The organism is Variovorax sp. W2I14, from assembly GCF_050435205.1.
In the GTDB taxonomy this organism is placed as follows: Bacteria; Pseudomonadota; Gammaproteobacteria; order Burkholderiales; family Burkholderiaceae_C; genus Variovorax; species Variovorax paradoxus_C.
The window spans coordinates 6,421,476-6,440,206 of the sequence record NZ_JBNDJX010000001.1; the positions used below are offsets into that span (position 1 = coordinate 6,421,476).

14 protein-coding genes and 1 pseudogene are annotated in these 18,731 nt (G+C 67.9%); all 15 read left to right on the top strand.

From position 1 onward, the window contains the following. The first annotated feature begins 31 nt into the window (after nt 1-31). The 15 genes and pseudogenes from QF040_RS29990 to QF040_RS30060 all read left to right on the top strand — a co-directional run bounded on the left by QF040_RS29990 (nt 32) and on the right by QF040_RS30060 (nt 18,730). Nucleotides 32-1,699, top strand: coding sequence for an STAS domain-containing protein (locus QF040_RS29990; RefSeq protein ID WP_429613986.1), 1,668 nt, complete (start codon nt 32-34; stop codon nt 1,697-1,699). 52 nt (nt 1,700-1,751) lie between these two features. Further along, nucleotides 1,752-2,297, top strand: a complete 546-nt coding sequence (gene hslV / locus QF040_RS29995) for an ATP-dependent protease subunit HslV (RefSeq protein WP_013539431.1) — start codon at nt 1,752-1,754, stop codon at nt 2,295-2,297. 2 nt (nt 2,298-2,299) lie between these two features. Next, a complete protein-coding gene (gene hslU / locus QF040_RS30000; protein ID WP_176660160.1) occupies nt 2,300-3,628 on the top strand; it encodes an ATP-dependent protease ATPase subunit HslU in 1,329 nt (442 codons plus the stop codon). A gap of 272 nt (nt 3,629-3,900) precedes the next feature. Beyond that, a pseudogene (gene mraZ, locus QF040_RS30005) lies at nt 3,901-4,330 on the top strand (division/cell wall cluster transcriptional repressor MraZ). Nucleotides 4,331-4,338: 8 nt separating this feature from the next. Beyond that, on the top strand, nt 4,339-5,262 hold the full coding sequence (gene rsmH, locus QF040_RS30010; RefSeq protein WP_429613987.1) for a 16S rRNA (cytosine(1402)-N(4))-methyltransferase RsmH: 924 nt from the start codon (nt 4,339-4,341) through the stop codon (nt 5,260-5,262). A gap of 94 nt (nt 5,263-5,356) precedes the next feature. Next, nucleotides 5,357-5,704, top strand: a complete 348-nt coding sequence (gene ftsL, locus QF040_RS30015) for a cell division protein FtsL (RefSeq protein WP_307510571.1) — start codon at nt 5,357-5,359, stop codon at nt 5,702-5,704. Then, complete coding sequence (locus QF040_RS30020) at nt 5,701-7,455, top strand: peptidoglycan D,D-transpeptidase FtsI family protein (RefSeq protein WP_429613988.1); 1,755 nt, start codon at nt 5,701-5,703, stop codon at nt 7,453-7,455. Before ftsL ends, QF040_RS30020 begins: the two co-directional genes overlap by 4 nt. 2 nt (nt 7,456-7,457) lie before the next feature. Next, entirely contained in the window at nt 7,458-9,011 is a 1,554-nt protein-coding gene (locus QF040_RS30025; protein ID WP_429613989.1) for a UDP-N-acetylmuramoyl-L-alanyl-D-glutamate--2,6-diaminopimelate ligase, read from the top strand. Nucleotides 9,012-9,066: 55 nt separating this feature from the next. Next, entirely contained in the window at nt 9,067-10,506 is a 1,440-nt protein-coding gene (locus QF040_RS30030) for a UDP-N-acetylmuramoyl-tripeptide--D-alanyl-D-alanine ligase (RefSeq protein WP_429613990.1), read from the top strand. Nucleotides 10,507-10,528: 22 nt separating this feature from the next. Next, nucleotides 10,529-11,707 (top strand): phospho-N-acetylmuramoyl-pentapeptide-transferase, encoded by a 1,179-nt coding sequence (gene mraY / locus QF040_RS30035; RefSeq protein WP_013539439.1) that lies wholly within the window; start codon nt 10,529-10,531, stop codon nt 11,705-11,707. Between the two features lie 10 nt (nt 11,708-11,717). Beyond that, the gene (gene murD / locus QF040_RS30040; protein WP_429613991.1) at nt 11,718-13,913 is read left to right on the top strand and encodes a UDP-N-acetylmuramoyl-L-alanine--D-glutamate ligase; all 2,196 of its coding nucleotides are present in this window, start codon (nt 11,718-11,720) and stop codon (nt 13,911-13,913) included. Continuing rightward, on the top strand, nt 13,910-15,208 hold the full coding sequence (ftsW, locus tag QF040_RS30045; protein WP_429613992.1) for a putative lipid II flippase FtsW: 1,299 nt from the start codon (nt 13,910-13,912) through the stop codon (nt 15,206-15,208). The genes murD and ftsW overlap by 4 nt, the downstream gene beginning before the upstream one ends. Further along, on the top strand, nt 15,205-16,269 hold the full coding sequence (murG, locus tag QF040_RS30050; RefSeq protein WP_429613993.1) for an undecaprenyldiphospho-muramoylpentapeptide beta-N-acetylglucosaminyltransferase: 1,065 nt from the start codon (nt 15,205-15,207) through the stop codon (nt 16,267-16,269). Before ftsW ends, murG begins: the two co-directional genes overlap by 4 nt. Further along, the gene (murC, locus tag QF040_RS30055; protein WP_429613994.1) at nt 16,266-17,750 is read left to right on the top strand and encodes a UDP-N-acetylmuramate--L-alanine ligase; all 1,485 of its coding nucleotides are present in this window, start codon (nt 16,266-16,268) and stop codon (nt 17,748-17,750) included. Before murG ends, murC begins: the two co-directional genes overlap by 4 nt. Further along, a complete protein-coding gene (locus QF040_RS30060; RefSeq protein WP_429613995.1) occupies nt 17,747-18,730 on the top strand; it encodes a D-alanine--D-alanine ligase in 984 nt (327 codons plus the stop codon). Before murC ends, QF040_RS30060 begins: the two co-directional genes overlap by 4 nt. Nucleotide 18,731 lies beyond the last annotated feature (1 nt).

Genomic DNA, 18,731 nt, shown 5'->3' on the forward strand with positions numbered 1-18,731 from the left:
AAACCCCAGCCCGTTCGATAGTCTTCACCGAATGCCAAAGGAAGAATCGGGCCGTCTTTTCTCGAAGGTGGCCAAGTTTGTCCGCAATCCGCTCAAGGATTGGTCGGAGCTGGATGCGCCTTCCTCCACGACGTCGGACTCCTCGCTCCCCGAGCAGACCTACAGCCGGGAGATGCTCAAGGAGATGATCGAGCGGCGCCAGCGCAACGATTTCGTGCGCCGGCGCGAGTTCGACATGCTTCGCAAGCTCCGACAGCGCGAAGCGGCCGCCCATGCCTTCGAGGGGACGGTCACGCCCTCGTCGTTCAACATCAACAGCTCCTCGGAAAAGTCCGAGGGCCGCGCGCTCACGCTCAAGAAGATCGACGAGATCGAAGAGCAGATGTCGCAGCAATGGTGGAAGGGCCGCGGCCCGAACGGCGAGACGCTGGTCAACCCGCCGCCCGATGCCGGCGCCGAGACGCTGCCGCCGGTGCATGTCGACGACCTGCTCGAGCCGCCGCCGGTGCATCGCACCGTGGCGGCCGTGCCGCCCGTCCAGGCAGCCAGCCCCGTCGCGGTGGGGGGCGGCGGTGCGTCACCGCTGTCTTCCCGGCTGGCGCACGACGGCGCGCTCGAAGAAGCGGTGATCCGCTTTGCGCATGGCGACGATGCCGGCGCCGAGGCGATCCTGCTGCAGGCACTGGCCTCCGAGAGCGCCCCGGCCGCCGACGGCGAGAACGACGCCGCGGCCGAGCGCGACGACAGCCGCTGGCGCACCCTGTTCGACCTGTACCGCGCCACCGGCGACGCCGCCAAGTTCGCGGCCGCCCGCATGCGCTATGCGCAGCGCATGAAGCGCATGGGCCCCGACTGGGTGTCGCTCGAAGACCTGGCGCGCAGCGTGAAGGCGGTGACTGCGAGCGAAGATGCGGCAGAGCAGGGCGAGGGCGGTGGTGCCCAGGCGGACTGGAGCAGCCCCGCGCGCCTGTCCCGCGAAGGGCTGATGAGCCTCACGCGCGCGCTGTCGCAGGCCGGTTCGGTCTGGACGCTCGACTGGCGCCCCCTGACCGCCATCGAACCCGAAGCTGCCGCGCCCCTGCGGGTGCTGCTGACGCACTGGGCCGATTCGCCGGTCAAGCTGCGCTTCATCGGCACCGCGCAGCTGCTGGCGGTACTGGCCGAAGCGGCGCCCAACAATGAACGCGGCACCGACGACGTCTGGTGGCAACTGCATCTGGCCGCGCTGCGGGTGATGCACCTGCCCGACGATTTCGAACTGGTGGCGCTCAACTACTGCATCACCTACGAGGTGTCGCCGCCGTCGTGGCAGGACCCGATCGGCGAATGCACCGCGCTCGCCGCGCCGCCGCCGAGCCGCAGCAGCTCGGTGTGGTCGCTGCTGTCGAGTGCCGAATCGGAGAGCTTTCCGACGCACGACACCGGCTTTGCCGCGCTGGCCGGCGATTTGCGGGGGGAATCGCTGTCGGCCTGGCAGCGGCTGGACACCGACCTGCGCCACACCACGGCGCCCGTCATTTCATGCGCGGCGCTGCTGCGCATGGACCTCGCCGCCGCCGGCACGCTGCTGAGCTGGGTGCGGGCGCGGGACGCCGATGGCGAGCGGGTGCAGTTCGTCGATGCGCACCGGCTGATCGCCGCGCTGTTCGGGCTCGTGGGCATTACCGACCACGCAACCGTAGCCGTTCGAAAGAACTGAAACCACCCTGTTTCGGGGTTGCATTGCCCTCGGCCACCCCCAGATGGCTGCGATGGAACAGTTTCACGGCACCACCATCGTGAGCGTGCGCCGCAAGACCCCCCAAGGCGATCAAGTCGCCATTGGCGGGGACGGGCAGGTCACTCTCGGCAATATCGTCATCAAGGGCACGGCGCGCAAAGTGCGCCGCCTCTATCACGGCAAGGTGCTGGCCGGCTTTGCCGGCGCCACCGCCGATGCCTTCACGCTCTTCGAGCGCTTCGAGGCCAAGCTCGAAAAGCACCAGGGCCACCTCACCCGCGCGGCGGTCGAGCTCACCAAGGACTGGCGCACCGACCGCGTGCTGCGCAAGCTCGAGGCCATGCTGGCCGTGGCGGACGCCACCACCTCGCTCATCATCACCGGCAACGGCGACGTGCTGGAGCCCGAAGACGGCGTGATCGCCATCGGCTCGGGCGGTGCGTATGCCCAGTCGGCGGCCAAGGCGCTGATCGAGAACACCGACCTTTCGGCCGAGCAGATCGTGCGCAAATCGCTGGGGATCGCCGGAGAAATCTGCATTTACACGAACATGAACCACACGGTGGAAGCGCTCTGACCATGTCCATGACCCCCCAGGAAATCGTCTCCGAGCTCGACAACCACATCGTCGGGCAGCCGGCCGCCAAGCGTGCCGTGGCCATTGCGCTGCGCAACCGCTGGCGCCGCCAGCAGGTCGACGAGAAGCTGCGCAGCGAAATCACCCCGAAGAACATCCTCATGATCGGCCCGACGGGCGTGGGCAAGACCGAGATCGCACGCCGTCTCGCGCGCCTGGCGGATGCGCCGTTCATCAAGGTCGAGGCGACCAAGTTCACCGAGGTGGGCTACGTCGGGAAAGACGTCGATTCGATCATTCGCGACCTCGCCGAAATCGCCGTCAAGCAGACCCGCGAATCCGAGAGCGCCAAGGTGCGCGCGCGGGCCGAAGACGCCGCCGAAGACCGCATCCTCGACGTGCTGCTGCCTCCGGCGCGCGGTGCCGACGGCACGACCGCGGCAATCGATGGACCCAACCCCACGCGACAGGCTTTCCGCAAGAAGCTGCGCGAGCACCAACTCGACGACAAGGAAATCGAACTCGACCTCGCCGAGACCCGCACGCCGCTCGAAATCATGGGCCCCGCGGGCATGGAGGAAATGACCGAGCAACTGCGCGGCATGTTCGGCCAGATGGGCGGTGGCAAGCGCAAGACGCGCAAGCTCAAGATCGCCGAGGCGCTGCGCCTGCTGATCGACGAGGAGGCCGCCAAGCTGGTCAACGAGGACGAGATCCGCGCGCAGGCGATCACCAACGCCGAGCAGAACGGCATCGTCTTCATCGACGAGATCGACAAGGTTGCGACCCGCAGCGAAGCGCAGGGCTCCGACGTGTCGAGGCAAGGCGTGCAGCGCGATTTGCTGCCGCTGGTCGAGGGCACGGCCGTGACCACCAAGTACGGCGTGGTGCGCACCGACCACATGCTGTTCATCGCGAGCGGAGCGTTCCACCTGAGCAAGCCGAGCGACCTGATCCCCGAGCTGCAGGGGCGTTTTCCGATACGCGTCGAGCTGCAATCGCTCTCGGTGTCGGACTTCGAAAGCATCCTCACGCAGACCCGCGCATCGCTCGTGAAGCAGTACCAGGCGCTGCTCGCGACCGAGGGTGTGACGCTCGATTTCCAACCCGACGGCGTGACCCGGCTGGCGAGCATCGCCTTCGAGGTGAACGAGCGCACCGAGAACATCGGCGCGCGCCGTTTGTCGACCGTGATGGAGCGCCTGCTCGATGAGGTAAGCTTCGACGCGGCCCGCATCGAGGGTCAGACGATCCGCATCGATGCCGCTTACGTCGACGAGCGCCTTGCGGCACTAAGTCACGACGAAGACCTTTCGCGCTTCATCCTCTGAAGCAGCTTCTTCTTCCCCCTGTAACGGGGGAATGCTTCACGCTTTACTTTCACTGCGTGAGCTAAGTACTTCATTTTCAACGAAATTCGCCAATTCCGAGGTTTTGGAGTCGGCGCTAAGTCGTTGATTCCATTACAAAAAATACCACCAACGGCCAGTTGCGCCCCAAGTGTTTCCTGCTACAGTGCAAAAAAGTGCAGTTAAGTGGGAAAAAGTGCGGGTAGTGCCTCTTTCGGGCATTGCAGTACCTCCCAACACAGGGGTTTGTGGTCGTGTTTCAAGGCGCTTCATCGCTCAGTCTGGATGCCAAGGGGCGGCTCTCCGTGCCGACCCGGCACCGTGACGTCCTGAGCGCCACGGCAGGCGGCCAGCTCACGATCACCAAGCATCCACACGGATGTCTCATGGTGTTTTCCCCGTCCCGAATGGGAAAAATTCCGCGAGCGCATCGCCGCGCTGCCGATGTCGGCGCAGTGGTGGAAGCGCGTCTTCCTCGGTAACGCGATGGACGTCGAGATGGACGGCACCGGCCGCATCCTGGTGTCGCCCGAGCTGCGCGCCGCCACCGGCATCGCACGCGACACGCTGCTGCTGGGCATGGGCAACCACTTCGAACTCTGGGACAAGGCCACCTACGAGGCCAAGGAGGCCGAGGCCACCCAGGGCGAGATGCCGGATGTGTTTCAGGACTTCGCGTTCTGAGGACCCACGTGAACACCCCATGGACCCATACGACCGTCTTGCTGAACGAAGCGGTGGAAGCCCTTCTTTCCGGCAGCACGGCAGCCACCGGCACCTACGTGGACGCCACCTTCGGTCGGGGAGGGCACGCGCGGGCGATCCTCGCGAGGCTGGCACCGGAAGGCAGGCTGATCGCATTCGACAAGGATGCGGAAGCAGTGGCCGAAGCAGCGCGCATCTCGGATGCGCGTTTTTCCATCCGGCACCAGGGATTCCGTTCGCTGGGCGAGCTGCCCGATGCGAGCGTCAACGGCTTGCTGATGGACCTGGGCGTGAGTTCGCCGCAAATCGACAACCCGGTGCGCGGCTTCAGTTTTCGATTCGACGGCCCGCTCGACATGCGCATGGACACCACGCGCGGCGAGAGCGTGGCCGAGTGGCTGGCAACGGCCGAACTTCAGCAGATTGCAGAGGTGATCCGTGACTATGGCGAAGAACGGTTTGCTGTTCAGATTGCAAAGGCGATTGTTGCTCGCCGACAAGAACGGGGCCCAATTTCAACCACCACCGAACTGGCCGAGCTCGTGGCTGGCACGGTCAAAACCCGCGAGCAGGGCCAGAACCCTGCAACGCGCACATTTCAGGCTTTTCGGATTTTCATCAACGCCGAGCTTGAAGAGCTGCAACAGGCGCTAGAGGCGAGCCTGTCCGTGTTGCAGCCCGGCGGCCGGCTCGCGGTGATCAGCTTCCATTCGCTGGAAGACCGCATCGTCAAGCAGTTCATCGCCAAGCACTCGAAAGAGGTCTACGACCGCCGGGCGCCCTTCGCAGCGCCCAAGGTGATGAAGCTCAACGCACTCGAACGCATCAAGCCGTCCGAAGACGAAGTGCGCGGCAATCCGCGCTCGCGCAGCGCGATCCTGCGCGTCGCCGAACGCACGGAGGCCCTATGAGCGCCGCCCGGCCGCCCGAAGGCGCTCGCCCCCTCGCTTGCGAGGGGGTTGGCGGAGCCACGCAGTGGCACAGCCTGGGGGAGGTTCTCTAGTCATGGCCCGCTTGAACCTGCTCCTGCTGATGGCCGTCATCGCGACGTCGCTCTATCTCGTCCATACGCAGTACCGCTCGCGCCAGCTCTACACCGAGCTCGACCGCGTGCAGCAGGAAGCGCGCCGTCTCGAAACCGACCACGACCGCCTGCAGGTCGAGAAGCGTGCGCAGGCCACGCCGCTGCGCGTCGAGAAGCTCGCCAAGGAGCAGCTGCAGATGCGCACCACCACGCCGGCGATCACGCAGTACGTGCGCCCGGACGGCTCGGTGATTCCGGCCGTCGCGCCGCTGCCGCCGGTCGTGCCGCCGAAGCCGGCCGCCACGACCGCCAGGGGGGCTGCACGATGAGCCGTCGCGACCGCAGCGTTCGCTACACCACCAGCCCCTTGCTCGCGAGCAAGACGCCGGTGTGGCGCAGCAAGTTCATCGTCGCGGGCATCGCCTTCGGCTTCCTCGGGCTGGCCGGCCGCGCCGCGTATGTGCAGGTCTTCAACAACAGCTTCTTCCAGCGGCAGGGCGAAGTGCGCTTTGCGCGCACGCTCGAGCTGCCTGCCAACCGCGGCCGCATCCTCGACCGCAACGGTCTCATCCTCGCCTCCAGCGTGGTGGCGCCCAGCATCTGGGCGATTCCGGAAGACATCGAGCGCGACGACCCCGAGGTGCGCGCCAAGCTCAAGCAGGTGGCCAAGCTGCTCGAGATGCCGCAGAAGGACTTCGACAAGAAGCTTCAGGACGAGGACAAGACCTTCGTCTGGATCAAGCGCCAGGTCGACGAACCCATCGCCAAGCAGATCGCCGCGATGAACCTCAAGGGCATCTACCAGCGCAAGGAATACAAGCGCCAGTACCCCGAGGGCGAGGCGGCCGCGCACGTGGTGGGCTTCACCAACGTCGAAGACAGCGGCCAGGAAGGCATCGAGCTCGCGTTCAACAAGGAGTTGGCCGGCAAGGCGGGCTCGCGCCGCGTGATCAAGGACCGCCTGGGCCGCGTGGTCGAAGGCGTGGGCGACATCGTGCCGCCGCTGGACGGCCAGGACATCCAGTTGAGCGTCGACAGCAAGGTGCAGTTCTTCGCCTACCAGAAGCTGCGCGACGCGGTGACCGCGCGCAAGGCCAAGGCCGGCAGCGTGGTGGTGCTCGACTCGATCACCGGCGAGGTGCTGGCGCTGGCCAACTACCCGAGCTACGTTCCCGACAAGCGCCAGAACCTCACCGGCGAGCAACTGCGCAACCGCGCGCTCACCGACACCTTCGAGCCCGGCTCGACGATGAAGCCCATCACCGTCGGCATGGCGCTGGAAGCCGGCCGCGTGAAGCCATCGACGCTCATCGAAACCGGCCCCGGCCGCTACCAGCTCGGCGGCTTCACCATCAGCGACACGCACAACTACGGCACGCTGACGGTCGAGGGCGTGATCCAGAAGTCGAGCAACGTCGGCGCGCTCAAGATCGCCCAGAAGATGACCCCGCACGAGATGTGGGACACCTACACCGCGCTCGGCTACGGCCAGAAGCCGCAGATCCAGTTCCCCGGCGCCGTGACGGGCCGGCTGCGCCCGTGGAAGACCTGGAAGCCGGTCGAGCAGGCGACCATGGCCTACGGCTACGGCCTGTCGGCGTCGTTGTTCCAGATGGCGCATTCGTACACGGCGTTCGCGCACGACGGCTCGATCATCCCGGTCACCATCCTGAAGAACGCCGAGCCGCCGGTCGGCGTGCGGGTGTTCTCGCCCTCGAATGCGCTGGCCGTGCGCAAGATGCTGCAGATGGCCGCCGGACCCGGCGGCACCGGCACGCGCGCGCAGACGGTCGGCTACTCGGTCGGCGGCAAGTCGGGCACGGCCCACAAGCAGGTCGGCAAGGGCTACGCAAGCAACAAGTACCGCGCCTGGTTCACCGGCATGGCGCCCATCGAGAAGCCGCGCATCATCGTCGCGGTGATGATCGACGAGCCCAGCGACGGCCAGTATTTCGGCGGCGTTGCGGCAGCGCCCGTGTTCAGCGAAGTCGTGCAGCAGACGCTGCGCATGATGAACGTCGCGCCCGATCTGGCGGTCAAACCCCTTGTGATGACGCAGGGCGTCGACGAGAGCTTCTGAGCATGCTGACACTCACTTCCCCCCAAATGGCCGCGCTCTGGCTCAAGGAGCGCGTGCAGGGTGCGCTGCATGCCGACAGCCGTCCGGTGGGCGCGGGCGACGGCTTCATCGCCTGGCCCGGCGCCGCGACCGATGGGCGCAAGCACGTGGCGGCCGCGCTGGCGCAGGGCGCCGCGGCCTGCCTGGTCGAGCACGAAGGCGTCGATGCCTTCGGCTTCGGTGACGATGACCGCATCGCGAGCTACCCCGGTCTCAAGGCCGCGACCGGCCCGATCGCCTCGGCTTTTTACGACAACCCCTCGGCGCTGCTCGACGTGCTGGCCGTGACCGGTACCAACGGCAAGACCTCCACCGCGTGGTGGCTGGCCGAATCGCTCTCCACGCTGCGCGCGGCCGGCGGCGTTCGCGCGATGCGGCCCGACGGCACCATGGAGCGCAGCGCGCCGTCGCCCTGCGCCGTGATGGGCACGCTGGGCATCGGCGTGCCGCCCGATCTCACCTACACCGGCCTCACCACGCCAGACCCCGTGATGATGCAGGGCGAACTGCGCGCGCTGGTCGAGCGCGGCTTCGGCGCTTGCGCCATCGAAGCATCGTCGATCGGCATCGCCGAGCGACGGCTCGACGGCGCGCAGATCGCGGTCGCGGTGTTCACCAATTTCACGCAGGACCACCTCGACTACCACGGCAGCATGGATGCTTACTGGGAAGCCAAGGCCGAGCTCTTTCGCTGGCCGGGCCTGCGCGCCGCGGTGATCAACATCGACGACATGCACGGCGCGAGCCTGTGCGCGAACCTCGTCGATGCAGGCATCGGCGCGCTCGACGTCTGGACGGTGTCGGCCGGCGGCAAGCCGGCGCGCCTCGTGGCACGCGACATCGGCTACGACGCGCAGGGCCTGCAGTTTTCGGTGGCCGAGCAGGGGAGCGTGTCGGTCGAGCGTCTTTCCACCGGTCTCATCGGCCAGTACAACGTGGCGAACCTGCTCGGCGTGCTCGGTACGCTGCGCGCGCTGGGCCTGTCGCTCTCGCGGGCCGTTGCCGCGTGTGCCAACCTCACCAGCGTGCCCGGCCGCATGGAACGCGTGAGCGTCGGTGGCAATGCGCCTCTTGCGGTGGTCGACTACGCCCACACGCCCGATGCACTCGACAAGGCACTCGCAGGCCTGCGCCCGCTGGCGCAGCAGCGCGGTGGCGCGCTCTGGTGCCTGTTCGGCTGCGGCGGCGACCGCGATCCGATCAAGCGCCCGATGATGGCGGCCGTCGCCGAGCGCCAGGCCGACCACGTCATCGTGACCAGCGACAACCCGCGCAGCGAAAAGCCCGACGCGATCATCAGCCAGGTGCTGCGCGGCTTCTCTCGTTCCGACGCCGCCCAGGTTCAGCCCGACCGCGCCGCCGCCATCGCCGACGCGATCACGCAGGCCGCGCCGCAGGACGTGGTGCTGATCGCCGGCAAGGGCCACGAAGCCTGGCAGGAGATTGCGGGCCAGCGCCTGCCGTTCTCGGACAAGACCCACGCGCTGGATGCGCTGACGAAGCGAGGTGCGGCATGAGTCGCCGGGCCGTTCCCAAGACGAATACCGCAGCGCGAAGCGCGGAGGTCTCCGAATGACCGATATGACGCCGCTGAACATGACGCTCGCGCAGGCGCAGCAATGGATTCCGGGTTCGCGCCTGGTAGGCGACCCAGCGACCGTCATCGCGCGCGTGCACACCGACACCCGCACGCTGGCGCAAGGCGACCTGTTCGTCGCCCTCAAGGGCGAGCGTTTCGACGCCAACGATTTCCTGGCCCAGGCCAAGGAGAAGGGCGCCATCGCAGCCATTGCCCACCACGGCCTCGAAGCCGCCGGTCTCGCCGGCCTCGAAGTGCCCGACTCGCTGGTGGCACTCGGCGCGCTCGGGGCGGGCTGGCGCGCGCAGTTCGAGCTGCCGCTGATCGCCGTGACAGGCAGCAACGGCAAGACGACCGTCACGCAGATGATCGCGGCGATCCTCGTCGCCTTCCGCGCCGACCGCGCGCTCGCGACCGCCGGCAATTTCAACAACGAGATCGGCGTGCCGCTCACGCTGCTGCGCCTGCGCGCCCGCCACCAGCACGCGGTGCTGGAGTTGGGCATGAACCATCCGGGCGAGATCGCGCGGCTGTCCGCCATCTCGCGCCCGACGATCGCGCTGGTCAACAACGCCCAGCGCGAGCACCAGGAGTTCATGGCCAGCGTGGAAGCGGTCGCCATCGAGAACGCCGCCGTGTTCGCGGTGCTGCCCGACGACGGCACGGCCGTTTTCCCGTACGGCGACACCTTCACCTCGCTCTGGACCGACATGGCGCACGACGGCGGCTCGCGCCGCTGCATGACCTTCGGCGAAGACGAAGGCGCCGACATCTCGCTCGAGAGCGCCGAATGGAAGCAGGGCGCCTGGGCCGTGCGCATCCGCACGCCGCTGGGCGCCTTCGATGCGCAACTGCACATCGCCGGCCGCCACAACGTGGGCAACGCGCTGGCCGCCACCGCCTGCGCGTTGGCCGCGGGCGTGCCGATCGACCGCATCGCCGAGGGCCTGTCGGCCTTCGAGCCGGTGAAGGGCCGCTCCAAGGCCAGCGAGGTCGTGCTGTCGAACAAGCACGTGCTCACGCTGGTCGACGACAGCTACAACGCCAACCCCGATTCCGTGATCGCCGCCATCGACGTGCTCGCGGGCCTGCCCGGCCCGCACCTGCTGGTGCTCGGCGACATGGGCGAGGTCGGCAACCGCGCGCCGGAGTTCCACGCCGAGGTCGGCGCGTGGGCGAAGCAGCGCGGCATCGAGGCCGTCTACACGCTCGGCACCGAAACCGCGCACACCATCGCCGCGTTCCAGGATGCGGACAACGGCCGTCATTTCAGCGACTACGACGCGCTCCATGCCGCCGTGCTCGCTCGCCTGCCGCTGGTCGGCAGCGTGCTCGTCAAGGGCTCGCGCTTCATGAAGATGGAACGCGTGGTGCAGGCGATTGGCGATCTTGCTCAGTCACAACCCAAAACAACAAAAGGAGGCCGGTCATGACGCATGAGCCGCGCGATACACCATGCTGCTGAGCCTTGCCCAATGGCTGCAGACGCTTTCGCCCGAGTTCGGGTTTTTGCGCGTTTTCCAGTACCTCACCTTCCGCGCGCTGATGGCCGCGGTGACCGCGCTCCTGGTCGGCCTGGTGGCCGGCCCGTACGTGATCCGCCGCCTCGCCGCGCTCAAGATCGGCCAGCCGGTGCGCGGCTACGGCATGGAGACGCACCTCACCAAGAGCGGCACGCCCACCATGGGCGGCGTGCTGGTGCTGTTCGCGATCGCCTTCGCCACGCTCCTGTGGTTCGACATCTCGAACCGCTTCGTGTGGATCGTGCTGTGGGTGACCATGGGCTTCGGCGCCATCGGCTGGGTCGACGACTGGCGCAAGGTGGTGCGCAAGGACCCCGAGGGCATGCGCTCGCGCGAGAAGTATTTCTGGCAGTCGGTGGTCGGCCTGCTCGCGGGCTTCTACCTGCTCTTCAGCATTTCCGAGAGCTCCAACTGGCGCGTGCTGCAGCTGTTCTTCGCCTGGGTGCAGTCGGGCTTCGATCTCGACTTTCCGCCCAAGATCAACCTGCTGGTGCCCTTCTTCAAGGAAGTGAGCTATCCGCTGGGCGGCATCGGTTTCGTGATCCTCACGTACCTCGTGATCGTGGGCGCGAGCAACGCGGTGAACCTCACCGACGGGCTCGACGGCCTCGCGATCATGCCGGTGGTGATGGTGGGCTCGGCGCTGGGCGTGTTCGCCTATGTCACGGGCAGCGCGGTGTATTCCAAGTACCTGCTGTTCCCCAACATCCCTGGTTCGGGCGAACTGCTGGTGTTCTGCTCGGCGATGGCTGGCGCGGGCCTCGCGTTCCTCTGGTTCAACACGCACCCGGCACAAGTGTTCATGGGCGACGTGGGCGCGCTCGCGCTCGGCGGCGCGCTGGGCACCATCGCGGTCATCGTGCGCCAGGAGATCGTGTTCTTCATCATGGGTGGCATCTTCGTGGTCGAGGCGATCTCGGTGATGGCGCAGGTCATGTACTTCAAGTACACGAAGAAGCGCTACGGCGAAGGCCGGCGCGTGCTCAAGATGGCGCCGCTGCACCACCACTTCGAGAAGAGCGGCTGGCGCGAAACGCAGGTCGTGGTGCGCTTCTGGATCATCACGATGCTCTTGTGCCTCGTGGGTCTCTCGACGCTGAAGCTGCGGTGAGAAGAAACCGATGCGCCATCTGAAAGACCTCCCTGTTCTCGTCCTCGGCCTCGGTGCGTCCGGGCTGGCGATGGCGCGCTGGTGCGCGCGGCATGGTGCGGTCGTGACCGTGGCGGACACGCGCGGGGCGCCCGCCGCGCTCGCGACGCTGCAGGCGGAGTTGCCCGAGGTGAGCTTCATCGGCGGGCCGTTCTCGGCCGCACTGGTCGAAGGCACGCCGATTCGCGCGGTGTACCGCTCGCCGGGCCTGTCGCCCGCGACCATTGCGCCGGTCATCGATGCGGCGAAGGCCGTGGGGCTGACGGTCGGCGGTGAGCTGGACCTCTTCGCGCGCGCATTGCTCGATTTGCGGACGGTCGAAGTGCCGGCGGAGGAAGTCGCCGAGACCGAGCCGGAAGCTGTGACCGAACCGGTTGCGGAAGTGCCTGCGGAACCCGCCGTGCCCAAAGCGGCGCAAGCCGAGCTGACGTTGACCGTCGAGCCGGCGGAAGCCGCGCCCGTCGAAGTGGCCGAAGTGCCGGCCGCGCCAGAACCGGAAGAGGTGCCTCCGGTGACCGAGCAGGTCGAGGCCGAAGCGGCTGCGCCTGTCGAGACAACCGAAGTGCCCGAAGCCGTCGAGCCGGCGGAAGTGCCTGCGCAAACCGTCGAGCCCGTCGCCGCAACCGAAAGCACGGAAGCAACCGAACCCGCAACTCCCGCAATGGCCGAGGCCATGCCGCGCGATCCGTCGCTGAGCGTTCCGGTCACGCCGCCCGTGGACGAAGCCGCCCCGGCCGCGGAGGTCACCGACGCCGCACCCGACGCGACGGCACCAGCGCCAGCAGTCGCACCCGCCACCGGTTCTCGCCTGCCAGCCACCGGCAAGCCCTACGTCCCCACGGCCGCTCGCGAGGCCGCCGACTTCGTCGCCAAGATCGCCGAACTCTCCGCCACCAACCCGGCCTCCGCCGCGGTGGAAGAAGAGCCGACCGCCCAGCTGCCCCTGGTGCCGATCGAGGAAACGCCGGCCCCCAAGGGCTACACCCCCGCGGTGCTCGCCGTGACCGGCACCAACGGCAAGACCACCGTCACCGCGCTCACCGGCCAACTGGTCGAGCGCGCGGGCAAGAGCGTGGCTGTCGCCGGCAACATCGGCCCGACGCTGCTCGATACCCTGGCCGCGCACATCGATGCCGAGACGCTGCCGGACGTGTGGGTGCTCGAACTTTCCAGCTTCCAGCTCGACGGCGTGCAGGGCTTCGAGCCGACCGCCGCGACCGTGCTCAACCTCACGCAGGACCACCTCGACTGGCACGGCGACATGCCGGCCTATGCGGCGGCGAAGGCGCGCATCTTCGGTGCGAAGGGCCTGATGATCCTCAACCGCGACGACACGGGTGTCATGGCCATGCTGCCCCCGCCCGTGAAAGTGAAGCTGCAGCGCCCGCAGATCCGCACGCACGTCACCTTCGGCAGCGCGATGCCGCTGCGCCCGGGCGACTACGGCATCGAACGCATCAACGGCATCGGCTGGCTGGTGCGTGCGCTGGAGGCCGATGAAACGCAAAAGCGCAAGCGCGGCGCGGTGGTCGAAGAAGAAATCTTCTTCCAGCGCCTCATGCCCGCCGACGCGCTGCGTATCCGCGGCCGCCACAACGCCATGAACGCGCTGGCCGCGCTCGCGCTCGCCACCGCCGCCGATTGCCCGCTGGGCCCGATGCTCTACGGCCTGCGCGAATACCGCGGCGAGCCGCACCGCGTGGAGCCGATCGCGCTGATCGACGACGTCGAGTACTTCGACGACAGCAAGGGCACCAACGTCGGCGCGACGGTCGCGGCGCTGAACGGCCTGGGCGAAGACCGCCGCGTGGTCGTCATCCTCGGCGGCGAAGGCAAGGGGCAGGACTTCGAACCGCTCGCCGCACCCGTCGCCCAGCACGCGCGCGCCGTCGTGCTGATCGGTCGCGACGCGCCGCTGATCGAGGCCGCGCTGGCGAACACCGGCGTCTCGCTGATGCATGCCGCCTCGATGGACGAGGCTGTGAAGCTGGCCGCCGCGCGCGCCAACCCCGGCGATGCCGTGCTGCTGTCACCGGCCTGTGCGAGCTTCGACATGTTCAAGGATTACGAGCACCGTGCGGAAGTGTTCCGCGAGGTCGTCCAGGCGCTCGCGGACAACCCGCGCGGCATGTCGACCGACGGTTCGTTCCCGGAGGAAACGCTGTGAACTCCGCTGCTGCAGGCGCCACGCCCAACACCCGCACCAGCCGCTTCGGTGGCTGGTTCAGGCGCGCCCGCAGCGGCATCGATTCGCTGCCCGTGCACCTGCCGGTGCGGCTGGGCGGGGCCGGCATCGCGCAGACCAAGGCCACGCCGATGCGCGTGCTGGGCTTCGACCAGGCGCTGGTGTGGGTCACCGTGGCGCTCCTGACCTGGGGCCTGGTGATGGTGTATTCCGCGTCCATCGCGCTGCCCGACAACCCGCGCTTCGCGCGTGCCGGCTATGGCGCCTCGTTCTTCCTGACGCGGCATGCCGCCTCGGTGGCGTTCGCGTTCATCGCCGCGCTGCTGGCCTTCCAGATCCCGATGAAGACCTGGGAGCGCGCCGCGCCCTGGCTCTTCGTGGCCTCGCTGCTGCTGCTGGTGGCGGTGCTCATTCCGCACATCGGCATCAACGTGAACGGCGCCCGCCGCTGGCTGCCGATGGGCTTCATGCGCTTCCAGCCGTCGGAACTTGCCAAGCTCGCGATGGTGCTCTATGCCGCCAGCTACATGGTGCGCAAGATGGAGATCAAGGAGCGGTTCTTTCGCGCCGTACTGCCGATGGGCATCGCGGTGGTGGTGGTCGGCATGCTGGTGATGGCCGAGCCGGACATGGGCGCGTTCATGGTGATCGCAGTGATCGCCATGGGCATCCTCTTCCTGGGCGGCGTGAACGCGCGCATGTTCTTCGTGATCGCCGCGCTCGTGGTGGTGGCCTTCGGCACCATCGTGGCGAGCAGCCCGTGGCGCCGCGAGCGGATCTTTGCGTACCTCGATCCGTGGAGCGAGGAGCATGCGCTCGGCAAGGGCTACCAGCTCTCGCACTCGCTGATCGCCATCGGGCGCGGCGAGATCTTCGGCGTCGGCCTGGGCGGCAGCGTCGAGAAGCTGCACTGGCTGCCCGAAGCGCACACCGACTTCCTGCTCGCCGTGATCGGCGAGGAATTCGGCCTCGTCGGCGTGCTGCTGATCATCGGCCTCTTCCTCTGGCTGACCCGCCGCGTCATGCACATCGGCCGCCAGGCCATTGCACTGGACCGCGTGTTCTCGGGCCTGGTCGCGCAAGGCGTGGGCGTGTGGCTCGGCTTCCAGACCTTCATCAACATGGGCGTGAACCTCGGTGCGCTGCCGACCAAGGGCCTGACCTTGCCGCTGATGAGCTTCGGCGGCTCGGCCATCCTGATGAACATGGTCGCACTGGCGATCGTGCTGCGCATCGATTACGAAAACCGTGTCCTCATGCGCGGAGGGCGCGTATGACCGGGCGCACCGCACTCGTCATGGCCGGCGGCACCGGGGGCCACATCTTCCCGGGCCTCGCCGTGGCCGAGGCATTGCGCGAGCGTGGCTGGCGCGTGCACTGGCTGGGCGCGCCCGGCAGCATGGAAGAAAAGCTCGTGCCGCCGCGCGGCTTCGCGTTCGAGCCGGTGCAGTTCGGCGGCGTGCGCGGCAAGGGCCCGCTCACGTTGTTCCTGCTGCCGTTGAAACTGCTGCGCGCCTTCTGGCAGAGCTTTCGCGTGGTGCGCCGCGTGAAGCCCGACGTGCTGGTGGGCCTGGGCGGCTACATCACCTTTCCGGGCGGAATGATGGGCGTGCTGCTCAACAAGCCGCTGGTGCTGCACGAGCAGAACTCGGTTGCGGGCCTCGCCAACAAGGTGCTGGCGGGCGTGGCCGACCGCGTGTTCACCGCCTTCCCGAATGTGCTGAAGAAGGCGCAGTGGGTCGGCAATCCGCTGCGCGCGGCGTTCACGTCTCAGGCCGATCCGGCCTCGCGCTTCGCGGGCCGCACCGGCCCGCTCAAGCTGCTCGTCGTGGGTGGCAGCCTAGGCGCGCGCGGCCTCAACACCGTGGTGCCGCAGGCGCTGGCGCGTATCGCACCCGAAACGCGTCCGCAGGTGCTGCACCAGAGCGGCACCAAGCAGATCGACGAACTGCGCGCCAACTACGCGGCCGCGGGCGTCGAAGGCGAACTCACGCCGTTCATCGAAGACACGGCGCAGGCTTATGCGGACGCGGACATCATCGTCGCGCGCGCCGGTGCCAGCACCGTCACAGAAATCGCGGCCGTCGGCGCAGCAGCGCTGTTCGTGCCTTTCCCCTCGGCGGTCGACGACCACCAGACCACCAACGCGCGCTTCCTCGTGGACGCGGGCGGCGGCTGGCTGGTGCAGCAGGCCGACCTCACACCTGAATTGCTGGCCGATTTGCTACAGAACACCGAGCGCACCGCGCTGATCGAGAAGGCCGCGAAGGCCAAGACCATGCAGAAGACAGAGGCTGTGGAAGCCGTCGTTCGCGCCTGCGAGGAGCTTGCCAAATGAAGCACGCCATTCGCCACATCCATTTCGTCGGCGTCGGTGGCTCGGGCATGAGCGGCATCGCCGAGGTGCTGCTCAACCTGGGCTACAGGATCACCGGCTCCGACCTGTCCGACAGCGCCACGCTGCGCCGGCTCGCGGGCCTGGGCATCGGCACCTTCGTGGGCCATGCGGCCGCGCACATCGAGGGCGCGGACGCGGTCGTCACCTCGACCGCCGTGCAGTCGGACAACCCCGAGGTGCTGGCCGCGCGCGAGAAGCGCATTCCCGTCGTGCCGCGCGCGCTGATGCTGGCCGAGCTGATGCGCCTGAAGCAGGGCATCGCGATCGCCGGCACGCACGGCAAGACCACCACCACCAGCCTCGTGGCGAGCGTGCTCGATGCGGCCGGGCTCGATCCGACCTTCGTGATCGGCGGGCGCCTGAACAGCGCAGGCGCGAATGCGCAGCTCGGCAGCGGCGACTACATCGTGGTGGAGGCCGACGAGTCGGACGCCTCGTTCCTGAACCTGCTGCCCGTGATGGCGGTGGTCACGAACATCGATGCCGACCACATGGAGACCTACGGACACGACTTCGCGAAGCTCAAGAAGGCCTTCGTCGACTTCCTGCACCGCATGCCGTTCTATGGCGTGGCGATTCTCTGCACAGACGACGCGGCAGTGCGCGACATCGTGGCGCAGGTCACCTGCCCGGTCACCAGCTACGGCTTCGGCGAAGACGCGCAGGTGCGCGCCGTCGACGTTCGCGCGGTCGGCGGCCAGATGCATTTCACCGCGCAGCGCCGCAACGGCGTGACGCTGCCGGACCTGCCCATCGTGCTGAACCTGCCGGGCGAGCACAACGTGCGCAATGCGCTGTCGGTGATCGCGGTGGCGGTCGAGCTCGGCATTCCCGACGAGGCGGTGCAGCGTGGTCTCGCCGGCTTCAAGGGCGTGGGCCGCCGCTTCCAGAGCTACGGCGAGGTGAGCGTGCCGGGCGGCACGGGCAGCTTCACCGTGATCGACGACTACGGCCATCACCCGGTCGAGATGGCGGCCACGATCGCCGCCGCACGCGGCGCGTTCCCGGGCCGCCGGCTGGTGCTGGCTTTCCAGCCGCACCGCTACACCCGCACGCGCGACTGCTTCGAGGATTTCGTGAAGGTCATCGGCACGGCCGATTCGGTGCTGCTCGGCGAGGTCTATGCCGCCGGCGAGGCGCCCATCGTGGCCGCTGACGGCCGCACGCTGGCGCGCGCGCTGCGCGTGGCCGGCAAGGTGGAGCCGGTGTTCGTCGACGACATCGCGGCCATGCCGCAGGCTGTGCTGGACAACGCCCGCCCGGGCGACGTCGTGCTTTCCATGGGCGCCGGTTCCATCGGCGCGGTGCCCGGCAAGGTGGTCGAGCTCGGCGGCGCGGCCGCACCCGCAGCGGCTACGGCAGCCACTGCGCCATCGTCAACAACTTCGGAGCGCGGCTCGCGCAAGGGGAGGGCATCGTGAGCCTTCAGGATCCAAAACTTTTCGGCAAGGTCGCCGTGCTGTTCGGCGGCAGTTCCGCGGAACGCGAGGTCTCGATGATGTCGGGCACCGGCGTGCTCGAGGCACTGCGTTCGCGCGGTGTCGATGCGCATGCCTTCGATCCGTCCGAGCGCGACCTGGTCGAGCTCAAGCGCGAAGGCTTTGCGCGCTGCTTCGTCGTGCTGCACGGCCGCCATGGCGAAGACGGCACGGTGCAGGGCGCGCTCGAACTGCTCGGCATTCCCTATACCGGCTCGGGCGTGATGGCTTCGAGCGTGGCGATGGACAAGGTCATGACCAAGCGCATCTGGCAGGCCGACGGCCTGCCGACGCCCAAGTACGTGCGCCTGGCCTTCGACCAGCAAAGCCGCGAGCAGATCCGCGCGGTGCCCGACGTGCTCGGCTTGCCGCTGATCGTGAAGCCGCCGCGCGAGGGCTCGTCCATCGGCGTGACCAAGGTCGAGGGCCCGAACGACGTGGACAGGCAGATGCAGGACGCGGTCACGCTCTCGGCCAAGTACGACGCCGACGTGCTCTGCGAGGAGTTCATCGAAGGCGAGGAAGTGACCTGCGCCGTGCTCGGCCAGGGGCTCGATGCGCGCGCGCTGCCCGTGGTTCGCATCGCCGCACCCGAAGGCGCCTACGACTACCAGAACAAGTATTTCACCGACGTCGTGCAATACAAGTGCCCGAGCGGCTTGCCGGCGGACGAGGAGCACGAGATCCAGCGCATCACGCTGGCCGCGTACCACACGCTCGGCTGCCGCGGCTGGGGCCGCGCCGACGTGATGATCCGCGCCAGCGACCGCAAGCCCTTCCTGCTCGAGATGAACACATCGCCCGGCATGACCAGCCATTCGCTGGTGCCGATGTCGGCGCGCGCGGCGGGCATTTCCTACGAAGAGCTGTGCCTGCGCGTGCTGGCCTCCGCTTCGCTGGATGCCAAGGGAGGCGCGCAATAGC